General features: G+C 60.1%; 15 protein-coding genes and 1 tRNA gene. All 16 read left to right on the top strand.

Going from position 1 to position 11070, the window contains the following annotated elements:
* Window positions 1-1773: phage minor capsid protein (locus ACKXF9_RS15300; RefSeq protein WP_418266687.1), on the top strand; the 1773-nt coding region annotated here is incomplete at its 5' end.
* The gene (locus tag ACKXF9_RS15295) at window positions 1766-1954 is read left to right on the top strand and encodes a hypothetical protein (protein ID WP_418265892.1); all 189 of its coding nucleotides are present in this window, start codon (window positions 1766-1768) and stop codon (window positions 1952-1954) included. The genes ACKXF9_RS15300 and ACKXF9_RS15295, both read left to right, overlap by 8 nt.
* 60 nt (window positions 1955-2014) lie before the next feature.
* Window positions 2015-2164, top strand: a complete 150-nt coding sequence (locus ACKXF9_RS15290) for a hypothetical protein (protein ID WP_154259740.1) — start codon at window positions 2015-2017, stop codon at window positions 2162-2164.
* A gap of 72 nt (window positions 2165-2236) precedes the next feature.
* A tRNA-Lys gene (locus tag ACKXF9_RS15285) sits at window positions 2237-2313 on the top strand.
* Between the two features lie 109 nt (window positions 2314-2422).
* Complete coding sequence (locus tag ACKXF9_RS15280) at window positions 2423-2962, top strand: hypothetical protein (RefSeq protein ID WP_418266368.1); 540 nt, start codon at window positions 2423-2425, stop codon at window positions 2960-2962.
* 5 nt (window positions 2963-2967) lie between these two features.
* On the top strand, window positions 2968-3906 hold the full coding sequence (locus ACKXF9_RS15275; RefSeq protein WP_418265890.1) for a phage major capsid protein: 939 nt from the start codon (window positions 2968-2970) through the stop codon (window positions 3904-3906).
* Window positions 3907-4291: 385 nt separating this feature from the next.
* Window positions 4292-4693 carry a hypothetical protein gene (locus ACKXF9_RS15270; protein ID WP_418265888.1) on the top strand — a complete coding sequence of 134 codons (402 nt, stop codon included), beginning with the start codon at window positions 4292-4294 and terminating at the stop codon, window positions 4691-4693.
* A 4-nt stretch (window positions 4694-4697) separates the two neighbouring features.
* The gene (locus ACKXF9_RS15265; protein ID WP_418265851.1) at window positions 4698-5072 is read left to right on the top strand and encodes a minor capsid protein; all 375 of its coding nucleotides are present in this window, start codon (window positions 4698-4700) and stop codon (window positions 5070-5072) included.
* Window positions 5069-5527, top strand: a complete 459-nt coding sequence (locus tag ACKXF9_RS15260; protein ID WP_418266686.1) for a hypothetical protein — start codon at window positions 5069-5071, stop codon at window positions 5525-5527. Before ACKXF9_RS15265 ends, ACKXF9_RS15260 begins: the two co-directional genes overlap by 4 nt.
* 13 nt (window positions 5528-5540) lie before the next feature.
* Window positions 5541-6077: a phage tail tube protein gene (locus ACKXF9_RS15255; RefSeq protein WP_418265885.1), complete on the top strand. Its 537-nt coding sequence runs from the start codon at window positions 5541-5543 to the stop codon at window positions 6075-6077.
* Between the two features lie 112 nt (window positions 6078-6189).
* The gene (locus ACKXF9_RS15250) at window positions 6190-6786 is read left to right on the top strand and encodes a hypothetical protein (protein WP_418266685.1); all 597 of its coding nucleotides are present in this window, start codon (window positions 6190-6192) and stop codon (window positions 6784-6786) included.
* Window positions 6787-6830: 44 nt separating this feature from the next.
* Window positions 6831-6980: a hypothetical protein gene (locus ACKXF9_RS15245; protein ID WP_418266684.1), complete on the top strand. Its 150-nt coding sequence runs from the start codon at window positions 6831-6833 to the stop codon at window positions 6978-6980.
* Window positions 6977-7393: a Gp15 family bacteriophage protein gene (locus ACKXF9_RS15240; RefSeq protein WP_418266683.1), complete on the top strand. Its 417-nt coding sequence runs from the start codon at window positions 6977-6979 to the stop codon at window positions 7391-7393. The genes ACKXF9_RS15245 and ACKXF9_RS15240 overlap by 4 nt, the downstream gene beginning before the upstream one ends.
* 161 nt (window positions 7394-7554) lie before the next feature.
* On the top strand, window positions 7555-7926 hold the full coding sequence (locus tag ACKXF9_RS15235; protein WP_418266682.1) for a hypothetical protein: 372 nt from the start codon (window positions 7555-7557) through the stop codon (window positions 7924-7926).
* Complete coding sequence (locus ACKXF9_RS15230) at window positions 7848-8798, top strand: phage tail tape measure protein (protein WP_418266681.1); 951 nt, start codon at window positions 7848-7850, stop codon at window positions 8796-8798. Before ACKXF9_RS15235 ends, ACKXF9_RS15230 begins: the two co-directional genes overlap by 79 nt.
* A gap of 179 nt (window positions 8799-8977) precedes the next feature.
* Window positions 8978-11065 carry a hypothetical protein gene (locus tag ACKXF9_RS15225; RefSeq protein ID WP_418266680.1) on the top strand — a complete coding sequence of 696 codons (2088 nt, stop codon included), beginning with the start codon at window positions 8978-8980 and terminating at the stop codon, window positions 11063-11065.
* The last annotated feature ends 5 nt before the right edge of the window (window positions 11066-11070 follow it).

The following is an 11070-nucleotide window of genomic DNA, read 5'->3' as shown; positions in this document are numbered from 1 at the left end:
CTTCGGGGGTGCCTGATGCTGCCGCCGTCTTACCTCGACCAGATGCCGGACGCCTTTGTGCAGCTCTGGCAGCAGGTCGAGGACGAGATCTTACAGGACGTTGCCCGGCGCATCGGCAAGATGGACAAAGTGACCGCTACTGCTAACTGGCAGCTGTGGCGCTACCAGCAGACCGAGGCGCTGCGCAACGACGTGGTGAAGCTGCTGGCGAAGTACACCGGCAAGAGCGAAACGGCCATCCGCAGGCTGCTTTTGCAGGCCGCCACCGAAGCCATGGAGCGGGAGGACGCCATCTACTACCACTACGACATGGAGCCGACGCCCTTTGAAGAGAGCGCCGCCCTGAACAACCTGCTTGATGCCGGTGCCCGGCAGACCTGCGGCACATGGCAGAACCTCACCGCTACCACGGCAAACACCGTCACAGGGGCCTTTGAGCGCACGCTGGACGCTGCATGGCTCAAGGTGAGCACCGGTGCCTTCGACTACAAAACAGCCGTCAAACAGGCTGTGGACAGCCTTGCAGACGAGATGCCCATGGTCACCTATCCCAGCGGCCACAAGGACAGCATCGAGGTGGCCGCCCGCCGTGCCGTGCTCACCGGTGTGAACCAGACGACTGGCAAGCTGCAGGTGGCCCGCATGGACGAAATGGGCTGCGAATTTGTGGAGACGACAGCCCACGGCGGTGCCCGTCCTTCTCATGCAGAGTGGCAGGGCAGGCGCTTCCACCGGGGCGGCGCGGTGGACTACAAGGGCAGACACTACCCGGATTTTGAAGCCGCCACCGGCTACGGCACCGGCGCAGGCCTTTGCGGCTGGAACTGCCGCCACACCTTTTTCGCGGTGTTCCCGGAGCTGGGCGACCCGCCCCAATGGACACAGGAGCAGCTGCGGGAGCTGAACGCCCGGAACATCGAATGGAACGGCAAAAAGTACACCGCCTACGAGATATCCCAGATGCAGCGGACCCGGGAGCGGAACGTCCGCCGCTGGAAAAAGCGGTATCTGGCCGAGGACGCTGCCGGGCTGGACACCACCGACGCCGCCGTGCGCCTGAGAGCGGCCCGCCAAAGCCTTGCAGAGTTTGCACAGGCCACGGGTGGCCGTGTGGACAGCGCCCGTGTCAGCGTGCCGAAGTTCGGCAGGAGTGAAGCCAGCAGGGCGAATTGGGCGGCGAAGAAAAACTCCTCTGTTTATTCGAGCTTGAACATGGAGCCAAAACCTGTTACAATGCAGTCAATCGCAAATGTTAAGGCGTTCAGCTGTGACACACTGGATGCCGCCGGGCAGCAACAGCTGAAAAACGCCCACAAGCGCCTTCTCATGGTCGCTTCAAAGCAGCCGGAAAATGTTGAAGTGGGCAGGGTGTTCGACATCAAGATGAAGCCGCTGACGAAGGATATCATCGGGCCCGCTCGTGGCGGAAGCGTGAAACCTCCAAAAACAGCGGTTCCGCATATCTTCATTCACACCCATCCCGATTGCAGTATTTTTTCGCAGGGCGATTTGTACAACTTCGCACACGACGATTCTATAAAACTTCTGACCGCAGTTGGTCATAACGGGCACATTTACGCGATTGAGAAAACATCAGAGTATGATTCGAATACCATCAAGGCTATTTCTTCCCGGCTTTTCACAAAAGTAAATGCATTGAGTGACATTCCAAGGGAACAATTGCCTGACGAACAACTGCTTCAGGAAGCCGAATCCATAATTCGTGATTCAATCAAGGAGATGAAAAAATATGGCATCCGGTTCTATGAGTGATTATTTCACACCAGAAGTAATTAAAGAGCTTCAAGAAACATTGCTGAAACATCCGATTGACCACTCGTATGATGAAGAATGTGAAGCATACGACAATGATGTTCCGCCTGAGCAACTTGCATCGCGCTGTGCCTATGATGCATTGAAAGGGATTGGCAAGCTCCCGCCCGGCATCGAATAACCTTAACCACCATCCACCCGGACGGTGGTTTTCTTTTGCCAATTTTTCAGGAGGTACACTATGGTTACTACAGTTCTTATCACTCTGATGATCCTCGCGCTGCTGGAGATCGTTCTGCTGAACGGCGCCCGGCTGTTCTTCATGATTGCATCCGCCGTGCAGCAGGCGCAGGACGACAAATACACGCCGCACCCGCACCCCAAAAAGTAAGCTTTCATTCACGGAAATGCCCCATTTTAACCACTGTATGCCATCAAAAAGGCACAACAGTGGTTTTTTCATGCCGTTTTAGCTCATGTTGGAAGAGCACCGGACTTTTAATCCGGGTGTGGCGGGTTCAACTCCCGCAAGCGGCACCACAGCGGAAGGCGGCGCGTACCCCGTCTTGTCCCGTGCGGAATGAGAACCGCGATACAAAACAGCAGGGACTTATCCACCCAACAGACAAAAGAAAGGAGCACATCGCAAGTGAAACGCGAAGATGTGAGCAAGATCATTCCGGGTATCACCTCGGACCAGCTGGACAGCATCATGAACCTGCACGGCGCGGATATCACGGCCAAGGTGAACGAGATCACCACCCTCAAGGCCGAGAAAACCACCCTGACCGAACAGCTGTCCACTGCAAACAGCAAACTGGAAGGCTACGACCCCGAGTGGAAGGCCAAGGCCGAGCAGGCCAAGACCGATGCTGCGACTCAGGTCGCTGCCCTCGAAAAGGGCTACGCTCTGGAACGCAAGGCATCCGGCCTGAAATTTTCCAGCGAGAGCGCCCGCAAGGCGTTCCTTGCCGAGGCAAAGGCCCAGAATTTTGCTATGAAGGACGGCGAGATTCTGGGCTTTGATGATTATGTCAAGGCTTTCAAAGAGAGTGATCCCAGCGCCATTCTGCCGGACGGCGGCATGGCACGTTTTTCCGCATCGGCGACCGGCGCACCCGGCCAGCCCGCAAACACACATGAGGCCGCAAATGCTGCATTCCGCGCAGCGTTCGGCCAGAAAGGTTGATTCTTATGGCTACTGATGCAATCGCTCGCAATAAGGCTGAGGCCCTGATCCGGGAGCAGCTGGTGAACACCATCCAGCAGGACGTGCCCAAAAGCTCCACCGTCATGCAGCTGGGCACCCGCCTTGCCAATATGACCTCTAACCAGACCAAGATCCCCGTGCTGTCCATGCTGCCGCTGGCTTACTGGGTCAACGGTGACACCGGCATGAAAAAGACCAGCAAGCAGGAATGGGACAACGTGTATATGACCGCTGCAGAGCTGGCCGTCATCGTTCCTGTGCCCGAGGCTGTGCTGGCAGATTCCAGCTTTGACATCATGGGCGAGGTACAGCCCCGCGTCCGGGAAGCCATGGGCGCAAAGATCGACAACGCCATCCTGTTCGGCGGCGAGCGTCCCACCGAGTGGACGACCGATGTTCTGACCCTTGCGGCCAAGAACAAAGTCACCGGCCCCATCGACTACGCAAAGCTGCTGGGCAAGGACGGTCTGTTCTCCAAGGTGGAGGCTGGCGGCTTCGGCGTGGACGCCGTGGTGGGCGACCTGACCGCCAAGGCAGAGCTGCGCGGCCTTGTGGATACCACTGGCCGTCCCCTGTTCCGTTCCGATATGCAGGGTGCCACCACCTACGCGCTGGACGGCGCACCGATGTACTTCCCGGATAACGGCGGCTTTGATGCTTCCAAGGCACAGCTGATCGCAGGCAACTTCAAGAAGCTGGTGTACTCCATCCGTCAGGACGTCACCGTGAAGCTGCTGGATCAGGGCGTTATTCAGGATCCTTCCACCAAGGAGATCGTTTACAACCTCGCCCAGCAGGATATGGTGGCCCTGCGTGTGGTCATGCGCATGGGCTGGGCACTGCCGAACCCTGCCACCCGTATGAACGCCGACCGCTCCAAAGTCCCCTTTGCGTTCCTGACCGCAGCTGCCGTCGCAGCATAAGGAGGCCCCATGCTCTACTGCACCTATGACCAGTACACGGCGGCGGGCGGCATGGTGCCAGAAACGGCGTTCGGTGTGCTGTGCAGCCGGGCTTCCCGCATGATCGATTCCGCCACCTTTGGCCGGGCCGAGAGCCACGCCGCCGGGTGCGAGGCCTGCCGGGAAGCATTGGCGGACGCCTGCGGGCAGATCGTCGGCCTGCTGGCCGCTGCATCTGCGGCGGGTGCTGTGCCGGGTGCTGCCAGCGTCTCCAACGACGGCTACAGCGTCACCTTTGGCAGCAATGCCAGTGTGACCGCCGCCGCCCGGCAGGAAGCCTATCGAGTAGTCTCCGCACCGCGCTGGGCAATGACCCGCACGACCTGCTGTACAGGGGGATTTTGTGATGCAGACAGCCGTTACTGTGGTGAACCTCATCCACGATGTGACCACCGAGACAGACAGGCCGGTGTGCTGGGTGTTCCCCGGGTGCTGCTGGCGGGAATGCCGCTCCACCTCCGGCTCCGGCACCGCCAAAGACCCGGAGCGCACCACCCACATCCGCATCCCGGCCAGCGTGTGTACGGTGGGCTACCTGCCCTATGCCCAGTGGGCGGCGCTGTCTGCGGCGGAAAAGACCAAGCACTGGACCCTGAAACGCGGCTGGAAGCTGGTGCAGGGCGCGGTGCCTGCCTTGACCGCCGAAGAGTATGCCCGGCTTGAAAAAACGCACCTGTGCTGCACAGCGGCGGCTGTCTCGGACGACCGGGAGCCGCTGCTGCCCCACTGGCATGTGGAAGGGAGCTGATCGCATGAGCGCACCGGTTTTTGATTTCAAGATCACGTTCCGGCCCGGCTTTCAGGCCGACATGGATGCACGGTTCGCAAAGCTGCAGTTTGCCTTTTCACAGAAAGTGGCGGCAACGGTAGACCCCTATGTGCCCTTTGACACCGGCACGCTGAAGAACAGCGTGAATCAGGCATCCGACTTCAAGGAAGGTCTGCTGGTGTACAATACGCCCTATGCCCGCAGGCAGTATTATCTGCATGAACAGGGCAAGGGTCTGCATGGTGAGAACGGCCTGCGCGGCTCCTATTGGGGCCAGCGGGCCATTGCCGACCACAAGGACGAGCTGGAAAAGTTCGCCCATGATGCCGCAAAGCAGTTTCTGGGAGGGAACAAATGAGCGAAACCGTAAAGCCCACCATTGCCGCCCTGCGGGCATGGCTCAAGACCTGCCCGCTGATCGCCGACGAGCAGGAAGCCACCGGCGCAGCATTCCGCATTGCCGGACTGGAAGAAGAATCCACCGCCTTTTCCATCGAGGACAGCCCCGGTGATCCCATCATCACCGAGTATTTCTCCGGCTGGGAAATGTCGAAGAATTACCTCTTCCTCAGCCGCCGGGAGTACAGCGAGGTGGATGCCGTCAGCATCCAGAACAGCGGCTTTTTTGAGCAGCTCACCGAGTGGGTCATGCGGCAGGACGCCCGGCACAACCTGCCCGACCTCTCGGCCTGCGGCGAGGGCAAGACCCCTACCGGCATTGCCGTGACAAACAGCGGCTACATCGTCACAAACAGCGCGGGCAGCTGTAAGATGCAGCTGCAAATGCGCCTGACCTACTACATGCCAAAATGAAAGGAGTTTTGATATGACCGTATCCGAAGCCATTACCAAGTCCGGCATCACGCCCAGCGCGTCGTATACCGGTATTGAGACGGCGAACGATTTTGTGCTGGCGTTCCAGATCGAGAGCACCCAGACCAAGGAAAGCCAGTGGATCGTCTGCGCCGACCACGTGAAGGAGCATTCCGGCTCCCTGAACGCCACCACCGAGGATGCCCAGTACATCCGCACCGGCAACGTCACCGAAAAGACCGGCACCCAGCGCACCCTTACCGTCAACGGCGACCGCTGCGTGGGCGATGCTTTTCAGAATTTTGTGCTGAGCCACAAGATCGTGTACGGTACCGGCAGCGATATCATCAGGCCGTACATCTATTTCAGCCTTCGCACCGGCAAGGGCGAGAAGGGCAGCGCTTCCATCATCGTCACCAGCGACGTGGGCGGTGCAGCCGGTTCCAAGGCCACCTTTGCCTGCGACGTGAAGGTCATCGGCACGCCGGAGGAGTTTGACTACAACCCCGCCACCCAGTCCGCTGAGCCTGCCAAGGCCGTCAAGGGCTGATTTTTTTCAAACACAGTCCCCGCTCCACACCGGAACGGGGATTTTTTATGCCGTGAACAAAGCTTATTCCTCCGGGGCAGAACCGGGCACGGCCCAAGAAAGGAGCCAGAACATGGTTATTTGTGGACAGGAATTTGAATTTTCGGCGCTGAACGCCAACGACCTCGACCGTATGGACGCGGCACAGCAGCACATGCAGGCGGCTTCTGACCGCGAGAGCAAGCGCTCGCATACGGGCACCGCCGACATCCTGCGCGGCCAGTGCCGCCTTATGATGGGCTACTTCGACGAGCTGCTGGGCGAGGGTGCATCTGAACGTCTGGGTCTTGACGGAAACAGCTTTGGTGCCTGTGTCCGTGTGACGAACGCCATCAAGGAAGCCATCGCCGCAGAACAGGCCACCGTAAAGCAGGCGGCTGCAATGCCCATGAACCGCGAGCAGCGGCGCGCAGCGGCAAAGCAGCAGCAGCGCAAGCAGAAACCCGTGTCCCGCAGCGAGGGTTTCCACCCGCAGGTGGCAAGCCGCCCGGCGCAGCAGCCTATCACCCAGACCAACACTTTCTGGCCGGACACGGAAGCCGAGACCCGCCGCAAGACCGACCAGCTGATCGATGCCCGGCAGGCTGTGAATGCCCTGCGGGACGACCCCGATGCCATGCAGCAGCTGGCAGAGTACGCTCTGCAGCTGGCATCCGAGCGCCATGTCTGACCTGCTGCTGGACGAGTTGCCCACCCGGTGGCACGGACACGAGATTGATCCCGGATTTCCGGCCCATGGTCTGGCTGGTGAACGCCTATGTGCGCGGCCAGACAGGAGATGACCCCCTCGGTTTTGCGGTCAGCGCCCTCTGGCGTTTTTACAAAGACCCACACTGTTTTCTGAACGACCCTCAGAAGAATTGATCGACGCCTACGGGTACATGATCGAGTTTTATAAGGCGGGCGAAAAAGCAGCCGAAAGCGCCGCAGCTGAAAGCAGTACCGCGCCCTCTTCCGGTCTTGCCTTCGACTACCAGTGTGATGCCGGTTACATCGTGGCGGCGTTCCAGCAGGCCTACGGCATCGACCTGACCCGGGAGCGGGTGCGCTGGTTCCGGTTCCGGGCGCTGTTCGCGGCCCTGCCGGAGGAGACCCTCATGGCCAAGATCATGAGCTGGCGCACCATGGACCTGTCCGAGTACGAGGGCAGTATGCGTGCCCACTATGCCGACTTGCAGGAGCGCTTTGCCCTGCCTGCTGAGCTGAGAGGGGGTGCCGCCCGTGTCGTGTCCGTCGAAGAGCATGATGCTGCGTTCCTTGCGCGGTTCCGGCACTAGCCGCGCCCCGGTGCCCTGCCCATACTGCGGGCGGGCGCTGCCGGTGTGGGCAGAAAATGCCGCATCCGCCCATGGCCTGTGGGTAAAATGCAAAAATCCCGCCTGTAAGCGGGAGGTAGAGATCAAGTTATAACAGCCTGTGCCCTTGTGCCCGCGCTCTTTTGGAATGGAGAGAGGTGGACACAGTGGCATTTGATTTTGACGTTACCGGCAACACCAAACTGGATACCAGCGGTTTTACCAATGGCATTTCCAGCATGACGGTGGCTGCTGGTAATCTGATCGCTGACTTTGTAAAATCGGCCAGCAGCAAAATGGCCGAGCTGGTGACTTCCTCGGTCGATATTGGTTCATCGTTCGAGACAGCCCTTGCCAAGGTCGGCACCATCGCCGACACGAGCAAGGTCTCCGTGGGCGATCTGAACAAGCAGATTCGCTTGATACATCCGGCAGCATGGGCGTTGCCGCTGCAGACATTGCCGAAGCAGCCTATCAGGCCATCAGTGCCGGACAGGATACGGCAAACGCCGTAGCTTTTGCCGGACAGGCTTCCAAGCTGGCTGCTGCTGGCTTCACTTCCAGCAGTTCGGCAGTCGATATCCTGACCACCGCGCTGAATGCCTATGGACTGAGTGCAGATCAGGCCATCCATGTATCGGATGTGCTGCTGACCACCCAGAATCTGGGCAAAACCAGCGTGGATGAGCTTTCGTCCAGCATGGGCAAGGTCATTCCTCTGGCTGCAGCGTATGGCGTGACCGTCGAAAATCTGTCCAGTGGTCTGGCCGTCATGACCGCAAATGGTATTGCCACGGCAGAAGCCACCACCTACACCAAGTCCATGCTCAACGAACTTGGCGATGCCGGTTCTACTGTCGGCAAAATTTTGCAGAAACAGACCGGCAAGAGCTTTGCTCAGCTGAATGCTGAGGGCAAGAGCCTAGGCGATGTTCTGCAGATTTTGTATCAGAGCGTCGGCGGCAGCAGCACTGCCTTTGCAGGTCTGTGGTCGAGTGTGGAAGCAGGCACCGGTGCATTGTCGCTGGCATCCGGCGGCGCTGAACATTTCAACGATGTGCTCAGCCAGATGCAGAACAGCGCAGGCGCTACCGAGACCGCCTACGAGACCATGACCGACACCTTTCAGCACAAGGTGGAGACCATGCAGACGGCTGCCCAGAACTTCGGCATCACCCTGTATGACTCGCTGGAATCCTCTCTGAGCGATGCCACTCAGTGGGGCACAGACTGCCTCACCCAGCTGACCACCGCCCTGTCTGATGGCGGACCCGAAGCCATGCTTCAGGCTGCAGGCCAGATTCTCTCCGATCTGGCGGCAGGCATTACCGAGCAGCTGCCCGGCCTGATGAACACCGGCGTGGAGATCGATCACCCAGCTGGCTGAGGACATCGTGGAAGCTACACCGGCCATGCTGGACACGGCTGCTGAAGTGCTGGGCGCGCTGGCACAGGGCCTTGTTGACAACATCCCGGACCTGATCGCCAGCGCCGCCGAGATCATCGCCGGATTTATCGGCTACCTCGGTGACCACACAGACGAGATGATGACCGCCGGCCTGCAGATTGATCGAGAGCCTCATCATTGGTATCACCGACAATCTCCCTGCACTGATCGAGTCCGCAGGCGCGGCGATTGCCAAGTTTGCCGCCGCGCTGATTTCCAACCTGCCGAAGATCCTCGAGTGCGGCGCGGCTATGCTGACCACCCTTGTGGACGGTATCCTCTACAGCATTGAAAATCTGGCCGAAGCCGCCCTCGCCTGCGTGGCAAAGCTGGTGGGCGTCTGGGACGGCAGCATGGACGAGTGGGGCCATATCGGAGAGAACATCGTTCAGGGCATCATCAACGGCATCGCGTCGATGTGGAACCGGCTGACCTCGTGGGTCAGCGGCCTGATTGCAAATCTGGTGGGCACGGCCAGCAATGCCGCCGTCAACGGCATCACCCAGAGCACCTCTGGCTCTACCTCTTCCGGCTCGACGAGCGCCGGGGCAATGAACCGCGACCAGCGGCACGCCGACGCGCTGGCCGGGAAAGGCATCAGCAATAAGAGCTGGACCGAACGTCAGGAAGAAGCCAAAAAGGCCGGTAAGGAGACGGCAGCATCGATTACTCAGTCGGCAAACAACGCCGCTGCTGCCATCGACAAGTCCGGCAAAAAAGCATCGAAAAGCGCCAAAAAATCCACCGCCGAAGTGGTCAAGTCCATCTCGGACACCACGACCGAAATCGACGGCAAGATCACCCGCACCACCGAAAACATCACCGAAACGCTCTCCAACGGCAAGACACAGCAAAAGCAGGTCATCACCGAGACTTCCCGGCAGATGGTGGACGGCGTGCTGAAAGATGTCAAGACCATCACGGAAGTGGCGGCAAACGGCACCAAGACCGTCAAGCAGACCATGGAGACAGTGCGGGAGACCGCCAAGACGGTCACCTCCACCTTCGAGACGCTGGCAGACGGGGTCAAGACCACCACCCAGACCATCACCGAGACACTGACCGACGGCACCGAGACCCAGAAGCAGGTCATCACCGAGACCTACGACGACGTGGTGGACGGTGCCCTCGTGACCATCGAGCGGGTCAAGACCATCGCCGCAGACGGCACCGTGCATGTGGCCGAGCAGATCAAAAAGTCCAGCGCAGACACCTTTGACGGCCTGTGGAAGGAGCTGCAGGACAGCGCCAACACCGGCGTGCTGGGCACCTTCGATGACCTGTACACCGCCGTCAAGAATCAGGACTGGCTCTCCGTCGGCAAGTGGGTCGCAAGCACCATTTACAGCGGCCTGACCGCCGACCAGAAGCAGCAGGTGCAGTCCTTCGCCCTCGGCATCGTGACTAAGCTCAACAAAGCGCTGGGCGGTGCCCGCGACCAGCTGGTGCAGGGAGCCATCGACCTTGGCGGCCAGATCGTGAACGGCCTGACCGGCGGCTTCTCTGAGGTCTGGCAGCAGGCGCAGGGCCTCGGCTCCACCCTCGTGTCGGTCTTTCAGGGCCTGCAGGGGCCGCTGAGTGCGGTGGCTCTCGCCATCAGCAAGGGCCTGCAAGGCGGTCTGATCTCTGCATTCCCGGAGATCCTTGCTGCGCTGGGCGGCCTGATCGGTGCCATTGGCGGTGCGTTTGTGGCGATGCTGCAATCCATCGGCATGGCGCTGTTGCCGACCGGGTTCGGGACCCCGAAGGGCCTGCTGATGATCGCAGCGGGCATCGCGCTGGTGGCCGCGATCGCAGGCATCGTCGCCGCCCTCGGCGGCTCTTTCAGCAAGAAAGGCTCGTCCGGCGGCGGTTCCTCTGGCGGCGGTTCGTCCGGCTCCGGCGGCATGGGCAGCGTGGATATCACCACCGGCACCGGCAGTCTGGAAGATGCCATCAACGCCAACACCAAGGCGCTGGAAAAGACAAACTCTGCCCTTGCCGATATGATCCGGCAGGCGGGAGCGCTGGTGCTTTCCGACAACATGCGCCTCGGCTCCACCGTGGCCGCTTCCGGCACCGCACAGGTGGTGTCCGCCGCCCGCAGCTACCACCGGGAGGGCGACACCAATATCACCCAGAACTTCTACAATGGCCACGACACCGCCGCCGCACAGCAGCGGGAAGCCCGCTGGGAGGCCGACAAGGCCAAGGCCCGCAAACGATGAAAGGA

The sequence above is a fragment of the Faecalibacterium sp. 9 genome (assembly GCF_048320955.1).
Lineage (GTDB): Bacteria > Bacillota > Clostridia > Oscillospirales > Ruminococcaceae > Faecalibacterium > Faecalibacterium wellingii.
The sequence above is the reverse complement of the archived record's forward strand: the minus strand, read 5'-3'. Positions and strand labels throughout refer to the sequence as shown.